The sequence below is a fragment of the Rossellomorea sp. RS05 genome, assembly GCF_039822645.1.
GTDB classification, from domain to species: Bacteria; Bacillota; Bacilli; order Bacillales; family Bacillaceae_B; genus Rossellomorea; species Rossellomorea marisflavi_B.
Map to the genome: position 1 here is coordinate 34924 of NZ_JBDKWY010000014.1, position 20224 is coordinate 55147.

Genomic DNA, 20224 nt, shown 5'->3' on the forward strand with positions numbered 1-20224 from the left:
CACTTAACCTCATAAAAAAAACACCCGTGAAGCGTTACTTCACGAGTGCGATGACTTCGATTTCCACCAGTGCGTCCTTCGGCAGCTTTGCTACCTCCACACAGGACCTGGCCGGTTTATGAGAGCTGAAATACTCTCCGTACACTTCATTGATTGCTCCGAAATCATCCATGTTCTTGATGAATACGGTCGCCTTCACGACGGATTCAAGGCTTGCACCGGCTTCTTTAAGCACGGCTTGGAGATTGCGGAACACTTGATGTGTCTGCGCCTGCACGTCTCCTTCTACCATCATCCCTTCCAGAGTCAATGGGATCTGCCCTGAACTGTAGAACAGATTATTCACCACGATTCCCTGAGAGTATGGTCCGATGGCTGCAGGTGCCTGATTCGTTGAAATTGTACGCATTGGTATTCCTCCTCATGTCTTTATGGTAAAAACGTGACCCCTGACTGAAAGTAATTCCCCTCCGTCAACGAGATCTGTTTATCCCGTTCATTGACTTCCGACAGCTTCAGGATGGAAACATAGTCATCCACCAGTCGTTCGTCCAATGTGTCCGATTCGACAAGGACCCCGATCCCCGACAGGGTGGCAGAGAATTCCTCCAGCAGATTCTTCATTCCATTGACCGTACCACCGGCCTTCATGAAATCATCGACAACCAAGACCTTTGATCCTTCCTTCAAGCTTCGCTTCGAAAGGACCATGGATTGGATCCGCTTTGAAGACCCCGACACGTAATTAATGCTCACAGTGGACCCTTCCGTTACGCGGCTGTCGCGACGGACAATCACAACAGGCACGTTCAGGAACGATGCAATGGCATTGGCGATGGGAATCCCTTTGGTCGCCACCGTCATGATGACATCGATTTCCTTTTCAGCGAATGCAGAAGCGAGCATTTTCCCTACCTTCTTCATCAGCTGAGGATTTCCCAGAAGATCGGTCATGAACAGATATCCCCCCGGCAGGAGGCGATCTGAACTTTCCATATGTTCGCAAAGCTCACTGACGATCGCCTTTGCTTCCTCCGTATTCACCTTGGGGATATATTTCACTCCGCCCGCTGCCCCTGGAACCGTCTGGACCGTGCCTACCCCGCGCCCCTCGAATGTCTCCTTGATGATGGTCAGGTCTTCACTGATGGAAGACTTGGCTGAACCGTACCGCTCAGAGAAAAAAGTCAAAGGGACAAGCTGATGAGGACGATCCAACATGTAATGGGTCATGTCGATTAATCGCTCACTTCGTTTAAACTTCACTAAAGAAACCTCCCGAATCCGAATAATGTAATGTAAATATATCATTATTATACGGATTTAGGCAAGGACCTCTTATTCACCAAGCATCCTGACCGCGAACACCTGATCACAAAAGCCGCGAAGGCCATTGTAGATCCGGTGGACCCTCGATTCATACTGCACCAATCCATATACCGTCGGACCGCTTCCACTCATCAATACCGAATCGGCACCGAAGCGCTCCATTTGCTCTTTAATATGCGCCACTTCTGGATACATATTTAATGTGACAGATTCCAAAACATTGCTGAGATGATCACAAATCCCATGGTAGCTCTCATTTTCCAACGCTTTGATCATCGCTTCTGTATCCGGGTGCTTCAGGTTTTTTACATCCAGATTCTTGTAAACATCTGCTGTGGATACACCGATCGTCGGCTTGGCCAGGATGACCCAACAGTTCGGTGGGGATGGAAGGTGTCGGATCTTCTCTCCTCGTCCCGATGCCAGGGCCGTTCCCCCATACACACAGAACGAAACGTCAGAGCCGATTTCAGCCCCAAGATCCGCAAGCTCGTCCATGCTCAATCCAAGGCCCCACAGCTCGTTCAGACCTTTCAGCGTGGCGGCTGCATCGCTACTGCCACCTGCCAGTCCTGCTGCCACAGGAATCACCTTATCGATGGTGATGGCCACACCCTTTTTGATATTGAACCTCTTCTTTAACAACTGGGCCGCCTGATAAGCAAGATTCCGTCCGTCATCCGGAACAAACCGATTATGCGAAAGAATTGTAATTTTATCTTCTGGCAGATCCACCAGTTCAATTCGATCCGCAAGATCGATCGTCGTCATGACCATTTCGACTTCATGGTAACCGTCCGGCCGCTTATGTAACACATCCAAAGACAGGTTGATCTTTGCAGGCGCCTTTACTGATAACCTCATATCATCACCTTCTTACCAATCTCTTTGCTCTATATTGTATCATACACTAATTATAACGAGTGTTTTACATCAAAGCAGTAAGTAATTTTATCACGATGGGCCGTTTAAAGGAAAGGAGCCCCCCGTTGATCAAGAAGGCTCCTTCGGTAAATGATAAAAGTCGGCTAGACTACGACTGATCCCTTGATGTCAGCTGCTGGCTTGCGAGTTCTACTGCACGCTTCACCATGTTGCCGGCATCCCGTGAAGAAATGCCGCCCCAGCCTTCACGTTCCACGACATCATAAAATCCAAGATCTTTGGCCAGTTCTGCCTTCAATTGATCAGACATGACACCTTTTCGTTTAGCCATAGTCATCCTCCTTCAAGATCCACCTGGGCTTAGTATGTGCATGTACCCGGTCGGATACGAAGGGAGTTTGAACCAATTGGAATTTTTGACAAATAAAAAAGCAGTAAACGAGTTGTCTACTGCTGGCTAAAGATGATATTTCCTGCTGCTTCATCATAAAATGTTAGTTGAACTGTCTCAGTGAGAACATCTGCATAGCTGTAAGAAACTCTTTCAAACGCATTCTCTTCTTGATCGAGCTGAACTACGAACACTGAAGGATACGTTTCGGCAAGAACGCCTGAACGCTCAATTGTTTTGCGACGTCCACCGTTTGCTTTGAGCATTAATCGTTTCCCGAGATTAGAATCAAGGGACCTTTTAATGTCGGCTAATGTTTTTGGCATTTCGCTTCCACCTCACTAAAGATAAGTATAACACATTATGTAATTTCAGTCAAATAAATTTATTATTTTAACAAGAATCATGAATACCTGTCAACATATTTTATTCAACAAAAAGTACGTTTTTTCTACACCCCTACCTTTCCCCAGAAGTTGAAAAATTATGTAGACCTCGTCCAAAACCCTTATTCCTCAGCTATTCGCGGATGTACAAGCACACAAAAAGACCTTACAATCCCCTTGTAAGATCTCACTGTCTCTTCATTGATCGTCGGTAATCTTAAATGGCATTCCCGTCCGGAGCACCCCTTTAGTCTCGATCCCCCCAAGGCCCTTTTCTCCCGTGAGCGTGTTGCGGATCACATCCCACACGTTGACCGAGTCCTTGAAACCCGTAAAGCAGATCTTCGCCACAATATAGACGGGGTCGAGGGCATGGATATTCACCCTGGAAGGAGAGCTTGCGAAGTTGGCCCCGGCATGGATGAGGGACTCAAAATGGGACTGGCAGGCCCCTGCAAAGATGACTAGTTGATCAAGGTGGGGAGATTTCCTCCTCGCTTCCTTGACGGCCTCCACAAAATACTTGGAGTGCCTATAGGCATTGATTTCGCCTTTACCGCCTTTTGATTTGGTATACGCATCATGTCCGGTGAGGACGATGATATTCGGCCTGTATTTATCAATCAGAGGGCCGATACGGTTCGGCATCTCGGTTTCACTGCAGTGTATCCCCTTGACGGGCACGCCGATCTTTTCGTACAGATCGAGGCATTTCCGTAAGTAACTGGGATCCCCATCGAGGTGAAGGACCTTCCCTGGAACCTGGAAGTAGTTATAGTCCTCCCTGTAGGCATTGGTCACTCTGTATTCCTGCTTATGTTTGAGGAGTTCGATATCCTGCTTGAACAAGTCGAATGACTGCTCCTCCAGGTTGCGGAATTCCCTGGTGATCCGGTCCCGTTCCCTCGGATCCATCTTCTTCAGGTCGTGAAAAGGAGCATCCGCTATCAATCGATAATCTTCCCCGTATAGCATCGCCGTTTTTTGGCCATTCACCATACGGATATCGATCACGCGGAATAATATATCACACTGATACGATAGCCGGCCGACGACATCATTGATTTCGATATTCATATCCGTCACTCCCATAGACGATCAAGACTCAGGTCTGCCGATGTCTATCCTGCAGATTCCTTTACTTACCCTATGCAGCCCACCATTGATCTGTGTCAGCGTCCCAGGAAAAGAAAAAGAGACCGGACAAAGCCGGCCTCTTCGTTCGTTATTCTTTAAAATCAGGTAGTAATGCGTCACTTAGGTTACCGAATTCTTCAATGGAAAGGGTTTCCCCCCGGCGAGTCGGATCGACGCCTGCTTTCGACAGGGCCTCCAGGATAAGATCTTTCTTTTCTTTTCCTTGTGGAAGCTGACTTGTCAGGTTGTTCAGGATGGTCTTCCTTCGCTGGGCAAAGGAAGCACGGGAAACCGTGAAAAGGAAGTCTTCATCCTGTACCTGGACGGGAGGGACGCTCCGCTTCGTCAATCTGATGACAGCTGAATCGACGTTCGGCTGCGGCATGAAGACAGACTTCGGCACGGTCATGACCATCTCTGCCTCCGTATAGTACTGAATCGCGATGGAGAGGGAGCCATAGGCCTTTGTCCCGGGACGGGCCGATATACGGTCCCCTACTTCCTTCTGGAGCATCACACAGATCCCGCGGATCGGCAGGCGCTCCATCAACAGCTTCAAGATGATCGGCGTCGTGACGTAATATGGGAGGTTCGCCACGACCATGATATCTTCATATCCAGCGAGTTCCGTCTCGATGATTGATGCCACATCCGCTTCCAAGACATCCTGGTTCACGATCGTCACATTGTCATAAGGAGAAAGGGTGTCTTCAAGAATCGGGATCAGGCGCTGGTCGATTTCAAATGCAACCACCTTCCCGGAAGTCCGGGCAAGATGCTCCGTCAAAGCCCCGATCCCGGGTCCGATCTCGATTGCCGCCGTCTCTTTGGATAAACCTGCATGGTCGGTGATATTACGGAGGATATTCGGATCAATCAAAAAGTTCTGTCCTAGACTCTTTTTGAATGAGAACCCGTGCTTCTCCAAGATTTCCTTCGTTCGTATGGGTGTCGCTATATCTTTATGCATGCTCTTCCTCCTGAATGATCTCCATTAATGCCTTCTTGAATTCTTCCCTTTGAATATTGAACATCCGCAGACGCTTGTGCAATTGTTTCCCATTAGTGTAACCGATTCTGAGCTTCTCACCAAGGGCGATCCGGCGATCCTTTGATTTGGCGCTGCCGATCAGTCCCGCGTCGATGAGGTCTTCCTGTGTGATCAGCTCTTCCTGGTCTTCTTGAATGACTTGAGCCTCTTTCAGGGCCTCCCTGATTGCTTCAGGGCTTGCATGCTCCACGCCTATTCCCCTTCCCGCCTTCGGAAGGGCATCCTTCTTATGGATGAAGGCATGCTTGCAGCCGGGTACGGCATCGCTGACGATCTTCCGGATCCGCTCCCCGGGGAAATCGGGATCCGTGAAGATGATGACACCTCGCTTTTCATGTGCGTGCTTTATTTTTTCAATGGTTACGGGAGAAACGGCAGATCCATTCGTTTCAATGGTATCTGCATCCACGGAGCGACGGATCGCGACCGTGTCATCCTTCCCTTCCACCACGATGATTTCTTTAATTTTCATATTTCCTCCAAAGTCGTTGAAACTTTTTCCGGGTCTCACCCGTCTTATAGATTGAATACCTAACGACCATTATACCTTCTTCTGATAAAAATGAAAAAAAAGCAGGAGAATTCCCCTGCCTTAATCCAAGATCTTCACTTTCACCGTTTTCCGGCCCCAGCGATAGGCATCGGCATGATCTGAATAGAACACATCGATTTTGTTGCCTTTGATGGCACCGCCTGTATCAGCAGCGACCGCATATCCATATCCCTCTACATATACCTTCGTGCCCAGAGGAATGACGGATGGATCAACGGCAATCACTTTCGCATTCGGATTTGCTTTCAGGTTCATACCTGAAGCCGTATGGCCCGAGCATCCATTACAAGAAGCCGTATAAGCAGTAGAGCTCACATAGAATTCCTTGCCGCCGCTCGGCTCTTCCTTGGTGCTGGTGGTACTAGTGCTGACAGGCTTGGCTGCAGCCGTCGATTTCCCTCGGGAAACCTGGGCTACCAGCTTCTTCGTACCGACACTGACAATCTTATCCTGGCTTTCTTTGACGGTTTTTTCACTGATCAGCTTTCGGGAGACTTCTTTTCCATTCTCCTTCACGATCTCGAATTTCTTTTCTTTCTTCCCTTTTTTCCCTTCTTGAACAACCTTCTCCTGGCCGTTTTCAAGATCGGCATCTTTTTTGGAAACAACCGTAAAATCTGTTGCCTCTTCCACTACATCGGTGACTTTTTCAACTCGAACAACATTTACGACATCTTTTTCCCCAATGACTGTGTCTAATTCTGGTTCAACTCGGTCTGTTTTCTTGAGTGTGATTCCCTGTTGCTTTAAAAAGTCAGCGACCGTAGTCGAAGTAGACCATACCTTTTTCTTTTTCCCGCCGTCTACAAGGGACAGGGCAAATGCGGTATCAATCTTTACCTTCGTGTTCCCGTCAATCTTCTCTGATACATCCGGTTGAATCTCGTCGTGCTCCCCTAATTCAATATCCTGTTCAGAGAGTAAATCCTTTACCGTGTCAGCTGTCGTCCAGACCTTCTTGTTCTGATCTCCCACTGTCACATCTACCTGTTTAGCCGGTTCCCATACTATTTTCATATTATTGGATACCTTTGTATCTCCCGAGGGATACAAATAGTCTTCAGAGCGATTTGAAACATCTAATTCTTCTAATATATCTTGAATTGTATTTGCATGCGTTCTTATCTCTTTTTGCTCGCCGTCCAGGGTCAATGCGACCGCCTTCTTCGAACCTTCATAAAAAAGAATTCCGAAGATCGCTGCACTGGTAACGATCGTTGCAACCGTCACGATCCATTTCCCTCGACTCAAAGACTTGGAAAACAGGCTTTTCATGTTTTTCTCATTCATGAAAAACGCCTCCTTTTCTCGGAGTGATTATATAGAGTAATCCAAAGACTGTCAACCTGTACTTCTTTTTTCTTAATCTAGCAAAATGTTGAAATTAAGGGAACACAAAACATATTATGCAAAAAGAAAGGAAAAAAGGAAAGGGAGAGTTGTCGACAAGGTTATCCTATGTATGGACTTTCCTTTGTAGAACTTTTTGTTATTGTAGCCCTACCGGACAAGCTCTCCCCCAAATCGACAACAGCTTTTGTCAATTAATGTTGAATAATTTCTTTGCATTGCGGGTTGTAGCTGCTTCCACCTCTTCGATGGAGATTTCTTTCAGCTCGGCAATCTGTTCAGCCACAAGTCTCACATAGGCCGGTTCGTTCCGCTTGCCCCTGTTGGGATGCGGTGCAAGATAGGGACAATCGGTTTCAACCAACAGTTTCTCGAGAGGGATCTCCTTTGCCACTTCCTTCGGCTTGCGCGCATTCTTGAAGGTGACAGGACCCCCTAATGATATATAGAAATTCATATCCACACATTCTTTCGCCACTTCCGGACTTCCGCTGAAGCAGTGCATGATTCCGCCCACTTCAGAAGCCTCTTCTTCCTTGAGGATATCGACGATGTCCTGTGTGGCTTCGCGATTATGTATGATGATCGGCAGCTTCACTTTCTTAGCCAGACGGATCTGCCTTCTGAACACGTCCTTTTGCACATCCTCGGGTGATTTATCCCAGTGATAATCGAGACCCATTTCACCTAAAGCCACGACCTTCGGATGCTTTGTCCATTCTTCGATCCAATCAAGATCTTCGTCCTTCATATCGATGGCATCCACAGGGTGCCACCCTACACTTGCATAAAGAAAATCATAGGTTTCAACAAGCTCCATTGCCCTTTCGATCGTCGGCCGGTCAAATCCGACTACGACCATGTTCTCAACCCCAGCCTCTTTTGCCCGTGCTATGACCTCCTCTACATCTTCATCGAATTGCTCTGCATTCAAGTGGACATGTGTGTCAAATAGCATGTTAAACACTCCTTGTGTGAGATTAGTTTAATATAAAAAATCATGACAAGCTTCTCAGAATTGTAACAATTGCGTTACATATTATGGTTATATTGGTTGGTTTTTAGTAATTTTTGTTGCTTTTTGTCCTTCACACATTGTATATAAAGCCAACGGAAATCTAAAATGATTTGTTTATAGGTCTATTGGATCTACAGGGGAAACGGAAAGCGCCATTACATAATGAAGTAACAAATTGCTTTATTAGCGATAGCTTTATCTTCTCTCAATACAATTGATTCATACAAATCGCATTCAAAATCATTTTCTTACTATAATAAAAGAAGAAAAGGGTGTTCCACGTGGAACACCCCTTTCCTTTCTTATTTCACCCGCGCTCCATTGGCAAGGGTTTGATCGACGGTTGCAAGAGAAAGGATGCCGTTTTCCTCTCCGGCAAGAATCATTCCCTGTGACAATTCCCCACGGAGTTTGACCGGTTTCAGATTGGTGACACAGATCACCTTCCGACCGACCAGATCTTCCGGAGAGTAGAACTTGGCAATGCCCGAAACAACTTGTCGTTTCTCATATCCGAGATCAAGTTGGATCTTGAGCAGCTTATCGGTTTTTTTCACCGGTTCAGCAGCCGTCACCTGAGCAACACGGAGGTCCACTTTCATGAAATCATCAATGGCGATTTCGTTGGATTCCTCCACGGATGGTTTTTCCTCTGTAGCAGGCGCTGACCCCTGCATCTTTTCTTTGATGAAGGCCACTTCTTCGGCAAGGTCAAGGCGCGGGAAGATCGGCTCCCCTTTCTTCACCACTTCAGTACCGGCAGGAATCACGCCGAATGTTTCAAGGCTTGTCCACGTTTGAAGAGCTTCATCATGCAGATTCAACTGCTCGAAGATATTCTTCGGTGTACGCGTCAAGAACGGCTGTAAGAGAACGGCGACACGTCGTAATGATTCTGCAAGGTGACTCATTACACTGCCAAGATCTTCGCGTTTTTCTTCATCCTTCGCAAGGGCCCAAGGCTGTGTTTCATCAATGTATTTGTTCGTGCGGCTGACAAACTGCCACAGACTTGAAAGAGCAACCGAGAACTCCATGTTCTCCATCGCTTCTTCGTATTTCTTCACGGTATCAAGGCCCATATCGGCAAGCTGCTTGTCGTACTCGCCACGAGGTCCTGCATAGCTCGGGATGACGCCGTCAAAGTATTTATTGATCATGGCAACTGTACGATTCAACAGGTTCCCTAGATCATTGGCAAGGTCGAAATTGATTCGCTCCACGAATCCTTCAGGCGTGAAGACGCCATCTGAACCGAACGGTACTTCCCTGAGAAGATAATAGCGGAGGGAGTCCAGTCCATAACGATCGATGAGTGTCACGGGATCCACGACATTCCCTTTCGACTTGGACATTTTCCCGTCCTTCATGAGCAGCCAGCCATGGGCAAAGACTTTTTTCGGCAGCGGCAGCTCGAGCGCCATAAGCATGATCGGCCAGTAGATGGTGTGGAAACGGACGATTTCCTTTCCGACAAGATGAACATCTGCAGGCCAGTATTTTTGGTACTTCTGATCATTTTCCGTTCCATATCCAAGGGCGGTGATGTAGTTCGAAAGAGCATCGATCCATACATAAATGACATGTTTCGGATCACCCGGCACTTTTACGCCCCAATCGAAGGTCGTACGGGAAACGGCAAGGTCTTCGAGGCCCGGCTTAATGAAGTTATTGACCATTTCATTCTTCCTGGACTCTGGCTGGATGAATTCCGGATTTTCTTCATAATAAGCCAGAAGACGATCCACGTATTTGCTCATCTTGAAGAAGTAGGATTCTTCCTTTACTTTTTCAACGGGACGGCCACAGTCAGGACAGTTCCCGTCCACAAGTTGTCTTTCCGTGAAGAATGATTCACACGGTGTACAGTACCAGCCTTCGTATTGGTCAAGGTAGATATCACCTTGTTCCAACAGGCGGGTAAAGATCTTCTCGACGATTTCCTTATGACGGGTTTCCGTCGTACGGATGAAGTCGTCGTAAGAGATGTCGAGTTTACCCCAAAGGTCCTTGATGCCGCTGACGATTTCATCCACATAGGCCTGCGGGGTGATTCCCTTTTCTTCCGCTTTGCGCTGGATCTTTTGTCCGTGCTCATCCGTCCCGGTCAAATACATCACATCGAATCCACGCATCCGTTTGTATCGGGCCATGGCATCCCCCGCCACGGTCGTATACGCATGTCCAATATGTAGATTTCCACTTGGATAGTAAATCGGTGTTGTTAAATAGAAGGTATTCAATTTCTCTTCCACCATAATTCCTCCTCGTTATCCTCATGCCCGATGAACCTCTTCATCTGAAGCAATGTTTTCATTTCTGTCACAAATCGACCATCCAGCATCTCTCAAGGATTTGACCGATCCGCTCTCCTAAAAAACCTTTTCCTAGATAAAAACGACCCCCACAAATAGCCCATTCCAGCCGAAAGGTCTACAGTGGTATAATTGTTATGTAATTCCATTTTCTTCTTATCATCTTAACCGCTTATCTCATCAAAATATACCTAAAAATGCTGGTTTCTGCAACTATAGCGGAATCCCCTCAAACCATGTCGAAACAAAGGGTGATTCATGTCGAAATAAGTCGAATAATCACTGTTCTCAAATGAAATTCGACAATATTCTGATTCGTTACACTTATTACAATAATGTTTAATTGGTAATACATTTTTTTACAAGGTTCCGATAATGTTGTTATAACAACATTTGAATATCCATAAATTCGTAATTTTTTACAGATTAATTTGTTGACGTGTTACCAAATCGTTGGTATGATAATAGCAGTAAAAGAAATTTGTCGAATATTGACGAACTACAGAGAGATATACATTCATTTCTATTTAATGGAGGAGATTTACTATGAAATCTACAGGTATTGTAAGAAAAGTTGATGAACTTGGTCGTGTGGTTATTCCTATCGAATTGCGTCGTACACTAGGCATTGCTGAGAAAGACGCTCTTGAGATCTACGTTGATGACGAAAGAATCATCCTCAAGAAATACAAACCAAGCATGACTTGCCAAATCACTGGTGAAGTATCCGATGACAACATCAAACTAGCTGATGGCAAACTCATTCTTAGCCGCGAAGGTGCGGATATCCTTCTTAAAGAAATCCAAAACGCCCTTACTACAAAATAATTGTCGTTATAAAAAGGACTGGCCCGTGGCCAGTCCTTTTCTTATTCCCAGTTATTCTACATGGTACGCTTGATACACATCACGCTTCGGAAGGGAGCGCTCCAGTGACACTTTCTTGATTGCGTCTTTTGAAGAAGCGCCTTCCTTCTCCATGTAATGCTCGACATGCTCTTTCACCGGAAGGGATGTCCACCATTCTTCCTCGACAACCTTTTCACCCGGAGGACGGCCTTCGATCAGCAGGCAGAACTCCCCGCGTACTTCTCCGTCCTGAGCCCATTCCATCACTTCTTCAAGAGAGCCCCTGATGAATTCCTCGAACTTCTTCGTCAGCTCACGGCAGACCACGATTTGACGGTTACCAAGAGCGGCGTGAAGCTCCTTGAGGGTTTCTTTTAACCTGTGCGGTGATTCATAAAGGATGAACGTGCTTTCGATCTGCTTCAGTTCCTCCAGCTCGTTCCGCTTATCCTTCTTCCCCCGATGCAGGAAGCCATAGAAGTAAAATGGCTGCGGAGCGAGTCCGGAAGCGATAAGCGCAGTGAGGGCAGCATTGGCACCCGGAAGCGGAATGACAGCCACTCCTTCTTCGATTGCCAGCTGTACAAGCTCATATCCGGGATCTGAGATAGACGGCATACCCGCATCGCTTACAAGGGCTACGGTCTCCCCGTCTTTCATCCGTTCAATCAGCTTCGGCCCACTTGCTTCCTTATTATGTTCATGGTAGCTGACGATCGGGGTCTGAATTTCGAAATAATTACAGAGCTTCTTCGTATTCCGCGTATCCTCGGCGGCGATGACCGTCGCTTCCTTCATCATCCTGATTGCCCGGAACGTCATGTCTTCCAGGTTTCCGATTGGAGTCGGGACGAGGTACAGGCTCCCTGTCTGACCGTCTTCAAAGCTTTTCTGTTGGTTCATCCTTGTTGCCTCCCTTCCCGAAGAGCATCTCCCTCACTTCTTCGGTGTACTCTCCATGTTCATCGTATACATATAGCGGTGGCAGGATCTTCAGGTCGGGCTTGCCGTCCTTGATCCCCTCCACCAGGATCGTATTGGCTTCACGCCCGGCCTTCGGATAGACGAATCGCAATCTCTTCGGCTCGAGTCTATGCTTCCTCATCAGAGAAAGAATTTCCAGCAACCGTCCCGGTCTATGGACGAAGGCCGCTTTCCCGCGCTGTTTCAACACAAAGGCGGCAGCCTCTATCGTGTCTTCGAGGGTACAGAGTATCTCGTGCCTCGCAATCGCAAAGTGCTCGTTCTCATTCCGTTTGTCCTCTGCAGGGGTCTCGAAATACGGTGGATTGCATGTAACGACATCAAAATGGGAGTGATGAAGAAGATTACCGATCTCTTTCACGTCCCCGAGCTTCATCTCAATCTGATCATCGAGCTTGTTGTACCTGATGCTCCGCGTCGCCATATCATGGAGCCTTTCCTGAATCTCCACTCCCGTGATGGGCACATTCGTCCTCGCTCCCATCAGAAGGGGAATGATCCCGTTTCCCGAACAGAGGTCGACGATCTTCCCCCTTTGGAGTGGAAGGTAGGTGAAGTGGGCAAGGAGGACGGCATCCAGGGAAAATGAAAACACCGAGGGACTCTGGATGATCCTCATATCTTCTGCCAATAAGTAATCCAATCGTTCATCATCTTTTAGTTCAAGCATGCTTTCCTCCTGTTTTACATCAAGAAAAAGGACCAATCCGGTTAGGAATCAGTCCTTCGTTCTCTTCCTGCCTATTTTTTATTTAAAAAGGAAAGGCAGAACAGACAATCTTCATCCTTGCGCGGACTGCCGAAATGGATATTGCAGATGTGGAAGCCTTCCTGATACAGGCGGGCAAGGTTATCGTAACCTTCCCCGATATCCAGTGCCTTCTCCCCTTCTCCTGCTCGTTCCATTGCTTGCGCTTGTCCGGCAGCCGCTGCGGATGAGGCCTCCGTTTGCTCCAGCCTGCGGCGTAAATGTTCATTCTCAAGCTTCAAAGAATGATTCTCCTCCACCATCTCAGCCAGGAACTCCTTGAGCTCACCCAATTGACGATGTAAATGATCAATTTGTTGTTCCATATTACTGACTGAATCAAAGAATTCTTTCTTATCCACAATGCTACACCCCGTTACTCTGTGGCTTGGACTGATACGGCACTCTCATTCATAATTTCATCTAATGTGAATTCAAGAACGCGTTCTTCCTCCTTGATCTCCACTTGAAGGATACGCTCAAGAATATTAAGACCAACCACTTTGCCTTTTCCATGAGGTGTCTTGATCACAGCCCCCATATCCGGAAGTTCTTCCTTGGCCGCCTCGTATTCATCGTTCTCGTACTTAAGGCAGCACATCAGGCGTCCGCACAACCCTGAGATCTTCGTAGGGTTGAGGGATAGATTTTGATCCTTCGCCATCTTGATCGATACAGGCTCAAAATCACCCAGGAACGTCGAGCAGCACAGCATACGGCCACAAGGACCGATCCCACCGAGCATCTTCGCTTCATCACGAACGCCGATCTGACGAAGTTCGATGCGCGTACGGAAGATGGAAGCCAGGTCTTTGACCAGCTCCCGGAAATCCACGCGTCCGTCCGCTGTGAAGTAGAAAATGACCTTATTGCGGTCGAATGTATATTCCACGTCAACCAGCTTCATATCCAGACGATGCTGATTGATCTTATCACAGCAGACATTATAGGCTTCCTCAGCAGACGACTTATTCTCGTCCACAATCAACCGATCTTTTTGATCGGCGATCCGAATGACTTTTTTAAGGGGAAGCACAACGTCATTCTCACCCACTGACTTACGTTCAACAACTACTTTACCGAATTCGACCCCTCGTACGGTCTCCACGATCACATAACAATTCTTATGGACGTCGAGCTGACCCGGATCGAAATAATAGATTTTCCCCGCTTTTTTAAAGCGTACTCCTACAACATCGTACAAAGGACCATCACCCCTGCAGTTTTAGCATAAGCTGTTCTACCAGCAGCTGCGAATTCATATTGGCGTTCAACTTGCGTTTGGCTTCAAGTATGGCCGTCATATTAGTAGAAAGACGGTTCGTCGATACATGAAGTGCGTTGGATTTCCAGTTTTCCTTTTGGTCCGGGTATACAAGCTGTTCGACTTTTCCCAGCTGGATATGGAGTAAGTCTTTATATATCAGAAGTAAAAGATCCAGTGCGCGATCGACTTGATCTTTCTCTTTGAAGTGCTGTACAAAATCCTCCTGGACTTTCACCATCGCTTGGAAGGGACTTTTCTGAAGGACTTCATATAATTTTAACACTATTATTCTTGCTTGTGCAAACCACTCATTGCGACATAATTCTACAGCTTCCTCATAATGATTGGTCAAATTCGCGGCCAAAGATGCGAATTGGGGTTCGATTCCTTCTTCCAGCAACTGCTTGACAAGCTGCTCTTTCGGAAGAGGCTTGAAGGATACAACCTGGCATCTTGAGAGAATGGTCGGCAGGATGCGGTGCACGTTCTCCGTGACGAGGATGGCCGTCGTATCAGCAAGGGGCTCTTCGAGGAACTTCAGAAGGGAATTGGCTGCATTGGCAGTCATTTTATCCGAGTGCACAATGATGTATACCTTTTTCTTGGACTCCACTCCGGTTTTGGAGAATTCCTCCTGCAGCGCTTTGATCTGTTCCTTTTTTATGGAAAGGCCATCCGGTTCCAGCAAATGGAGATCGGGATGGTTCCCATTATCAATCCGTCTGCAGTTGGAGCACTCTCCACAGGCAAGTCCGTCCACTTTCCGCTCACAAAGGAGCGCCTTGGCAAACAGCAGGCTCATTTCCTTTTTCCTTGTCCCCTTTTCCCCTTCAAACAGATAGGCATGGGCCACCCGATCCTTCAAGATGCTGTTCTGAAGCATTTGAAGTACGACGGGCTGGAATGGTTGTAATTCTTCCATCATCATTTCCTAATCACTCTCTTACCTGTATAGATTGATGAGCAGTCCTTTGATTTCCCCAATTTTATCCAAGATATCAATGGACGACCTCTCCTGATCCATCACCGCTTCGGCAAGATCGATCAGGTGCTGGTCGATGGTCTCGACGAGGCGTAGCTTCCTGCCTTCGCCAAACTGATTCCACGTATGGGATTCCTGTAGCTCCACCCCGTAGTCCACCGCTTCCTTGAGGAACTTTTTCACTAGCGTCTTATATTTGGCCAGATCCCGGAAGGACCGGCTATGTCCCAGACGGGAGCCGGCATTTCCGATGGTGGACAGAAGTTGATTTAACTGCTCCATATGCAGCTTCTGATCATGCTGCTGTACCATTTGGCCAAAGCGTGCTTGCGCCGACCCCGCCTGGCGCTGATCCTTCGGCAACTTATCGACTGGTATCCGCAGGTCCTGATTAATCTTCATCCCTACACGCCCTTTTTAGAACTGATGGAATTGCTCAACCGGCATGACGAAGACCGTCGCTCCGCCGACTTCGACTTCGATCGGATAGGGAACGTATGAATCGGCGTTTCCACCCATCGGTGAGACAGGGGCCACCATCTGTTCCCTGGACTGACAGTTATCCTTGATTACTTGAAGGGCTTTATCCACCCTGATATCTTCCGTTCCGATGATGAATGTGGTATTTCCCGATTTCAGGAAACCACCGGTGCTTGCCAATTTTGTCGAACGAAAATTATGATCCCGCAGAGCATTTGATAATTTATTGCTATCCTTATCCTGAACTACAGCCATAATCAATTTCATCTGAATCATCCTCTCATTCAATCATCCATATACTTCCTACTATTATAGCACTGAACGACGCTTTCTTACACTGTCCGTTTCTGTAAAAAGCCCTTCACGATTTCGTACGCCGCATCGGCTACAGCTGTCACACTTCGGCTCGCATCGACCACTTGTATACGATTTGGATATTTATGCACAAGTTCCAAATACCCCTCCCGTACCTTATGGTGGAATCCGACCGACTCAAGATCGAGTCGATTGACCTCTCTCCCTTTATGCTGATTGATCCGGTTCAACCCTTCCTCAGGCTCGATATCAAAGTAAAGGGTAAGGTCAGGCATATGATCCTCGATGGCAAACGCATTGATCTCTTCGATGGCATCCATCCCGATTCCCCGGGCCTTCCCTTGATAAGCTAGGGAGCTGTCGATGAAGCGGTCACAAAGGACCACTTTCCCCTCCCGAAGTGCCGGCAGCACCTTCTCGATGAGATGCTGCCTCCTTGCAGCGGCATAAAGCAAAGCTTCCGTTCGCTCATCCATCTCTGTATTCTCCGTATGTAAAATGACTTCCCGTATCTGTTCGGCAATCTTGATGCCACCAGGCTCCCTGGTAATGACAACGGGTACGCCATCTTCTTCCAATCGTTTTGCCAACACGGCCAATACGGTCGACTTCCCGGCCCCTTCAGGCCCTTCAACCGTTATGAAGCTACCATTCATCATGATTGTTCCTCCAATTCCTTGAACACATAAATCTTTTTTTCTTTCAATTCGTGGCGCCCCTGGATCGCTGCGCCCATGTCCACATACTCCTTCAACCGGCCGATCACATCATCTGTGATAGCTTCACCTTTCAGGAGCAGGGGGATGCCAGGAGGATAAGGGATGACCATTTGGGAAGAAACGCGACCTTCAGCCGATTGAAGAGACACCGCCTCTTCCTCCCGATCCTTCATTTCCTTCCAACCCATGGACAAGAGACTGTAGGATCGGATGGATGCCGGTGGAATGAACGTCTCTTCCCTTTCCTCCGCGTCCATTTCCCCTTCAAGCATATCCCTGACCCTTTCCAGGGCCTCCCCATAAGGAAAGTCAACGGATTCCTTCATCAGTGGAAAAATGAGCAACACCTGCCTGGGGTCGGCAAGCTCTGCAAAAACACCTATCTCCTCCAGCTTTTTCTGAAGTCGATAACCGGACCATCCGGTAAATCTGACAAGAACCTTAAGAGGATCATCGGCCCTAATCACCTTCAGTCCCGGATGAAGCCTGTCCAGTTCCGAGATGAACCAGGAGATATCTTCCAACCCCTTCGCCACATCGGACGGTTTCATCGTCCCAAGATAAGAACGGGCATAATCGAGGGATGCCATGATGGGATACGAAGGACTGCTCGATTGAAGCATCGAGAGATACTCTTTCACCCGGACCTCATCCACCCTGGAACCCTTGATATGTAAATAAGAACCCATCGTCATGGCAGGCAGCATCTTATGAGCCGATTGGATGACAATATCCGCGCCAAGAGCAAGTGCCGACTCGGGAAACTCATCGCTTGCCTGAAAATGCGCACCATGCGCTTCATCCACGATACAGGGAATCCCCTGCCTGTGCAGTTCCCCAATGATTCCGTCAATGGGATAGGTAAACCCATAATAGGTGGGATAGGTCAGCACACAGGCTTTGGCACCCGGAAACGCCTCAAGTGCCTCCTTGACCGTTTCTAACGAGACACCAAGAACGGATTCCCCCTTTTCCTCCCACTCTGGTTCGAGCAGGACCGGAACAGCACCTGCAAGCCTGATTCCATTCCATACAGACTTATGACAATTCCTCTGGACCAGTACATAATTCCCTGCCGTACACGTAGCCAGGATGGCTGCCATATTCCCTGATGTACTGCCATTCACAAGAAAATGACTCGACGTGCTTCCATACAAATTCGAAAGCAAAGTCTGCGCCTCCGCAATCGGCCCCTCGGCATCGTGAAGATCATCCAGACCCGTGAGTTCCGTCAAGTCCCCTTTTTGAGCGGGATTTCCCGTAATGATGCCATTTTTATGACCCGGTACATGAAACGAAATCGGGTCGTTTGTTATATGGTTATTGATTGCCTGTACAAGCGGCATCTTTGATTGATCAACGTTCATCTTCCACTAACCCTTCCAACACTCTATCCATCTATCGTATCATATCCAGGCTCCATTGCGTTCAGGCTTATTCTTCCTGAGCTTCCCGGGCAAAAAAAAATCATAACCAAATCGGCTATGAATAGATTTCTGGAGTATTCACTTTCTTCAACCTTTGCACGAACAGCTTATAAAGAGGATCACTTGTCTCCGTCTCCACCATCTCCCGCTCGCACTCATAGCATATAAACGATGTATACAGATGGATCCCGATCCGCTTCTCCTCACTGCAAACAATGCAGCATTCACCAACCGCCTTCGCGTTCACATTACTCATAGCGCTCTCCTCCTCCATACATCTATTCTGCCACCAACCGCCGAATTGTATACGCAATTATCAACTTTTCAACTAACTGAATTATCACGGTGTACTACCATCTTATGTATCACCGGCTTGGTCTGTGTTCACAGGCTGAAAAAAGTTGGGCGTTCTGAGGAGTAAAGCTGTTTCATAATCTTTTTTGTTTGTACAGGGACAGAGCGTCAAGTTTTGGGATGAACTGGATATTTTGATTTATTTTTTATAGTGACTCTTACCATTTTTCATATTTATTGTACACAGACAGAACGTCAAGTTGTGGGATTTTTTGGAATTTGAGACGGAATAATTTTATCCCTTACGAACTTGAAACTACGATTGAAAGGTCGCAAGTATGCACGGCCTTACGCAAATACAGGGGTCGGATCGCAAATAGAAAAATGAACATTGGTACGTTTCGCAAATAAAAAGTCGTTTTTCACAAATAAAATCAAAAATATCGCAAATAAATGGTTGAATTTCGCAGGTATTTTCGTGCCTGAAGGGGAACGATGGGTCCTTGAGTGCTTCAAATGGGAAAAAGATGTTGCGAGGAATGTCGAATGGTGTCAGTTACATAAGTGAATACTTTATTTGGAAAAACTTCACTGATATAAGCATTCTATCCGCAGGTATCACGCCCCCTTCGCACGGAATGAAAAAAAGTCGCAAATAAGCGCGACTTCCCCATAGCCTCATCTCCAGATAACGCCTCTGTCCAACCCACTTGGCTGATCATATACTCCCACATGTCATTCAAGCTCTTAAACTCTGCCTCTTTGACCTTGCTCACCGGCCTCATCCCATACTCTAACCGTAATCTGGTCCTCCTAACCAACCCTTTCAACCTGCGATCTTCACATATCTCTCTAATCAACATCTTTCTAGCCGCCCTATTTCAAACGGCTAACATCACCGCCGACATCCCCTGCCAACAAAAAAACACCACAAAAAAAGCAACCCATCAAATGAGCTGCTTTTTATACTTTGCCTGGCGACGTCCTACTCTCACAGGGGGAGATCCCCCAACTACCATCGGCGATGGAGCTGCGCTGGCAGGACGCCTACCATCAATTCAGCGCCGCGGAGAACGAGCAGCAGCTCTTCCAGCGGATCGCCGCGTATTCGAAGCGCCTGGGCTTCGAATACTGCTGTTACGGAATCCGGGTGCCGCTGCCCGTGTCGAAATCGGCCGTCGCGATCTTCGACACCTATCCGGACGGCTGGATGGCGCACTATCAGGCGCAGGACTACATCAAGATCGATTCGACGGTCCGCGACGGTGCGCTCACCACCAACATGATCGTCTGGCCGGACGTCGACGAGGTCGCGCCATGCCCGTTGTGGGAAGATGCGCGCGAGGCCGGGTTGTCGGTCGGCATCGCGCAGTCGAGCTGGGCCGCGCGCGGCGCGTTCGGCCTGCTGAGCATCGCGCGCCATGCGGATCGCCTCACGCCTGCCGAAATCGACATGCTCACGCTGCAGACCCACTGGCTCGCGAACCTGTCACATTCGCTGATGAGCGGCTTCATGGTGCCGAAGCTCGCGCCAGCGGCAAGCGTCGTGCTGACGGCGCGGGAACGCGAAGTGCTGTGCTGGACCGCCGAAGGCAAGACGGCATGCGAGATCGGTCAGATCCTCGGCATCGCGGAGCGGACGGTGACTTTTCACGTCAACAACGTCCTCGTGAAGCTTGGCGCGACCAACAAGGTGCAGGCGGTCGTCAAGGCGGTCTCGGCGGGGCTCATCGATATGTTCTGA

General features: G+C 47.9%; 23 protein-coding genes. 2 read left to right on the forward strand and 21 right to left on the reverse strand.

Annotation, left to right across the window (positions count from 1 at the left end; translation table 11 throughout):
* Positions 1-34: 34 nt before the first annotated feature.
* The 11 genes from ABJ225_RS21385 to metG form a co-directional block, all read right to left on the reverse strand.
* Entirely contained in the window at positions 35-409 is a 375-nt protein-coding gene (locus tag ABJ225_RS21385) for a RidA family protein (protein ID WP_347321549.1), read from the reverse strand.
* A gap of 20 nt (positions 410-429) precedes the next feature.
* Positions 430-1266, reverse strand: a complete 837-nt coding sequence (gene purR, locus ABJ225_RS21390) for a pur operon repressor (protein WP_053429998.1) — start codon at positions 1264-1266, stop codon at positions 430-432.
* A gap of 72 nt (positions 1267-1338) precedes the next feature.
* Positions 1339-2193 (reverse strand): 4-(cytidine 5'-diphospho)-2-C-methyl-D-erythritol kinase, encoded by an 855-nt coding sequence (gene ispE, locus ABJ225_RS21395; RefSeq protein WP_053429999.1) that lies wholly within the window; start codon positions 2191-2193, stop codon positions 1339-1341.
* A 169-nt stretch (positions 2194-2362) separates the two neighbouring features.
* On the reverse strand, positions 2363-2545 hold the full coding sequence (locus ABJ225_RS21400) for a small, acid-soluble spore protein, alpha/beta type (protein WP_053430000.1): 183 nt from the start codon (positions 2543-2545) through the stop codon (positions 2363-2365).
* Between the two features lie 116 nt (positions 2546-2661).
* Entirely contained in the window at positions 2662-2931 is a 270-nt protein-coding gene (gene veg / locus ABJ225_RS21405; RefSeq protein WP_048007716.1) for a biofilm formation stimulator Veg, read from the reverse strand.
* A 258-nt stretch (positions 2932-3189) separates the two neighbouring features.
* Positions 3190-4068, reverse strand: a complete 879-nt coding sequence (gene yabG, locus ABJ225_RS21410; RefSeq protein ID WP_056541665.1) for a sporulation peptidase YabG — start codon at positions 4066-4068, stop codon at positions 3190-3192.
* 148 nt (positions 4069-4216) lie between these two features.
* Positions 4217-5098, reverse strand: coding sequence for a 16S rRNA (adenine(1518)-N(6)/adenine(1519)-N(6))-dimethyltransferase RsmA (gene rsmA / locus ABJ225_RS21415; RefSeq protein WP_056541662.1), 882 nt, complete (start codon positions 5096-5098; stop codon positions 4217-4219).
* Positions 5091-5651, reverse strand: a complete 561-nt coding sequence (gene rnmV, locus ABJ225_RS21420; RefSeq protein ID WP_053430003.1) for a ribonuclease M5 — start codon at positions 5649-5651, stop codon at positions 5091-5093. The genes rsmA and rnmV overlap by 8 nt, the downstream gene beginning before the upstream one ends.
* A 120-nt stretch (positions 5652-5771) precedes the next feature.
* The gene (locus ABJ225_RS21425; RefSeq protein ID WP_235563733.1) at positions 5772-7022 is read right to left on the reverse strand and encodes a G5 and 3D domain-containing protein; all 1251 of its coding nucleotides are present in this window, start codon (positions 7020-7022) and stop codon (positions 5772-5774) included.
* Between the two features lie 250 nt (positions 7023-7272).
* Positions 7273-8040, reverse strand: coding sequence for a TatD family hydrolase (locus ABJ225_RS21430; protein WP_238283369.1), 768 nt, complete (start codon positions 8038-8040; stop codon positions 7273-7275).
* Positions 8041-8402: 362 nt separating this feature from the next.
* Complete coding sequence (gene metG, locus ABJ225_RS21435; protein WP_347321550.1) at positions 8403-10355, reverse strand: methionine--tRNA ligase; 1953 nt, start codon at positions 10353-10355, stop codon at positions 8403-8405.
* Between the two features lie 606 nt (positions 10356-10961).
* Here metG and ABJ225_RS21440 point away from each other — a divergent pair.
* On the forward strand, positions 10962-11243 hold the full coding sequence (locus ABJ225_RS21440; RefSeq protein WP_048007712.1) for an AbrB/MazE/SpoVT family DNA-binding domain-containing protein: 282 nt from the start codon (positions 10962-10964) through the stop codon (positions 11241-11243).
* 51 nt (positions 11244-11294) lie between these two features.
* On the opposite strand, the gene rsmI is transcribed toward ABJ225_RS21440, so the two are convergent.
* From rsmI to ABJ225_RS21490, 10 genes are all read right to left on the reverse strand, one after another.
* Positions 11295-12167 carry a 16S rRNA (cytidine(1402)-2'-O)-methyltransferase gene (rsmI, locus tag ABJ225_RS21445; protein WP_347321551.1) on the reverse strand — a complete coding sequence of 291 codons (873 nt, stop codon included), beginning with the start codon at positions 12165-12167 and terminating at the stop codon, positions 11295-11297.
* Positions 12145-12918 carry a tRNA1(Val) (adenine(37)-N6)-methyltransferase gene (locus ABJ225_RS21450; RefSeq protein ID WP_347321552.1) on the reverse strand — a complete coding sequence of 258 codons (774 nt, stop codon included), beginning with the start codon at positions 12916-12918 and terminating at the stop codon, positions 12145-12147. The genes rsmI and ABJ225_RS21450 overlap by 23 nt, the downstream gene beginning before the upstream one ends.
* A gap of 71 nt (positions 12919-12989) precedes the next feature.
* Positions 12990-13358 carry a DNA replication initiation control protein YabA gene (gene yabA, locus ABJ225_RS21455; protein WP_056541651.1) on the reverse strand — a complete coding sequence of 123 codons (369 nt, stop codon included), beginning with the start codon at positions 13356-13358 and terminating at the stop codon, positions 12990-12992.
* 14 nt (positions 13359-13372) lie between these two features.
* On the reverse strand, positions 13373-14200 hold the full coding sequence (locus ABJ225_RS21460; protein ID WP_053430007.1) for a PSP1 domain-containing protein: 828 nt from the start codon (positions 14198-14200) through the stop codon (positions 13373-13375).
* Between the two features lie 7 nt (positions 14201-14207).
* Positions 14208-15191 (reverse strand): DNA polymerase III subunit delta', encoded by a 984-nt coding sequence (holB, locus tag ABJ225_RS21465; RefSeq protein WP_056541648.1) that lies wholly within the window; start codon positions 15189-15191, stop codon positions 14208-14210.
* 15 nt (positions 15192-15206) lie between these two features.
* On the reverse strand, positions 15207-15647 hold the full coding sequence (locus ABJ225_RS21470; protein WP_347321553.1) for a YaaR family protein: 441 nt from the start codon (positions 15645-15647) through the stop codon (positions 15207-15209).
* A gap of 15 nt (positions 15648-15662) precedes the next feature.
* The gene (locus ABJ225_RS21475) at positions 15663-15992 is read right to left on the reverse strand and encodes a cyclic-di-AMP receptor (protein ID WP_048007747.1); all 330 of its coding nucleotides are present in this window, start codon (positions 15990-15992) and stop codon (positions 15663-15665) included.
* Positions 15993-16057: 65 nt separating this feature from the next.
* Positions 16058-16699, reverse strand: a complete 642-nt coding sequence (tmk, locus tag ABJ225_RS21480) for a dTMP kinase (RefSeq protein ID WP_347321554.1) — start codon at positions 16697-16699, stop codon at positions 16058-16060.
* Positions 16696-18126, reverse strand: coding sequence for an aminotransferase class I/II-fold pyridoxal phosphate-dependent enzyme (locus ABJ225_RS21485; RefSeq protein WP_347321555.1), 1431 nt, complete (start codon positions 18124-18126; stop codon positions 16696-16698). Before ABJ225_RS21485 ends, tmk begins: the two co-directional genes overlap by 4 nt.
* A gap of 115 nt (positions 18127-18241) precedes the next feature.
* Positions 18242-18442, reverse strand: coding sequence for a sigma factor G inhibitor Gin (locus tag ABJ225_RS21490; RefSeq protein WP_048007703.1), 201 nt, complete (start codon positions 18440-18442; stop codon positions 18242-18244).
* A 1062-nt stretch (positions 18443-19504) separates the two neighbouring features.
* Between ABJ225_RS21490 and ABJ225_RS21495 the strand changes: the two genes are divergently transcribed.
* A complete protein-coding gene (locus tag ABJ225_RS21495; protein WP_243567400.1) occupies positions 19505-20224 on the forward strand; it encodes an autoinducer binding domain-containing protein in 720 nt (239 codons plus the stop codon).

What these genes read in the sequence shown, in the direction of transcription:
- ABJ225_RS21385 (WP_347321549.1), bottom strand. Translation starts at nt 409, where the DNA reads ATGCGTACAATTTCAACGAATCAGGCACCTGCAGCCATCGGACCATAC.
- ABJ225_RS21440 (WP_048007712.1), top strand. Translation starts at nt 10,962, where the DNA reads ATGAAATCTACAGGTATTGTAAGAAAAGTTGATGAACTTGGTCGTGTG.
- ABJ225_RS21495 (WP_243567400.1), top strand. Translation starts at nt 19,505, where the DNA reads ATGGAGCTGCGCTGGCAGGACGCCTACCATCAATTCAGCGCCGCGGAG.
- ABJ225_RS21425 (WP_235563733.1), bottom strand. Translation starts at nt 7,022, where the DNA reads ATGAATGAGAAAAACATGAAAAGCCTGTTTTCCAAGTCTTTGAGTCGA.
- yabG (WP_056541665.1), bottom strand. Translation starts at nt 4,068, where the DNA reads ATGAATATCGAAATCAATGATGTCGTCGGCCGGCTATCGTATCAGTGT.
- ABJ225_RS21485 (WP_347321555.1), bottom strand. Translation starts at nt 18,126, where the DNA reads ATGAACGTTGATCAATCAAAGATGCCGCTTGTACAGGCAATCAATAAC.
- ABJ225_RS21430 (WP_238283369.1), bottom strand. Translation starts at nt 8,040, where the DNA reads ATGCTATTTGACACACATGTCCACTTGAATGCAGAGCAATTCGATGAA.
- ABJ225_RS21450 (WP_347321552.1), bottom strand. Translation starts at nt 12,918, where the DNA reads ATGCTTGAACTAAAAGATGATGAACGATTGGATTACTTATTGGCAGAA.
- rnmV (WP_053430003.1), bottom strand. Translation starts at nt 5,651, where the DNA reads ATGAAAATTAAAGAAATCATCGTGGTGGAAGGGAAGGATGACACGGTC.
- ABJ225_RS21475 (WP_048007747.1), bottom strand. Translation starts at nt 15,992, where the DNA reads ATGAAATTGATTATGGCTGTAGTTCAGGATAAGGATAGCAATAAATTA.
- tmk (WP_347321554.1), bottom strand. Translation starts at nt 16,699, where the DNA reads ATGATGAATGGTAGCTTCATAACGGTTGAAGGGCCTGAAGGGGCCGGG.
- ABJ225_RS21400 (WP_053430000.1), bottom strand. Translation starts at nt 2,545, where the DNA reads ATGGCTAAACGAAAAGGTGTCATGTCTGATCAATTGAAGGCAGAACTG.
- holB (WP_056541648.1), bottom strand. Translation starts at nt 15,191, where the DNA reads ATGATGATGGAAGAATTACAACCATTCCAGCCCGTCGTACTTCAAATG.
- rsmI (WP_347321551.1), bottom strand. Translation starts at nt 12,167, where the DNA reads ATGAACCAACAGAAAAGCTTTGAAGACGGTCAGACAGGGAGCCTGTAC.
- ABJ225_RS21470 (WP_347321553.1), bottom strand. Translation starts at nt 15,647, where the DNA reads ATGAAGATTAATCAGGACCTGCGGATACCAGTCGATAAGTTGCCGAAG.
- ABJ225_RS21490 (WP_048007703.1), bottom strand. Translation starts at nt 18,442, where the DNA reads ATGAGTAATGTGAACGCGAAGGCGGTTGGTGAATGCTGCATTGTTTGC.
- rsmA (WP_056541662.1), bottom strand. Translation starts at nt 5,098, where the DNA reads ATGCATAAAGATATAGCGACACCCATACGAACGAAGGAAATCTTGGAG.
- ispE (WP_053429999.1), bottom strand. Translation starts at nt 2,193, where the DNA reads ATGAGGTTATCAGTAAAGGCGCCTGCAAAGATCAACCTGTCTTTGGAT.
- veg (WP_048007716.1), bottom strand. Translation starts at nt 2,931, where the DNA reads ATGCCAAAAACATTAGCCGACATTAAAAGGTCCCTTGATTCTAATCTC.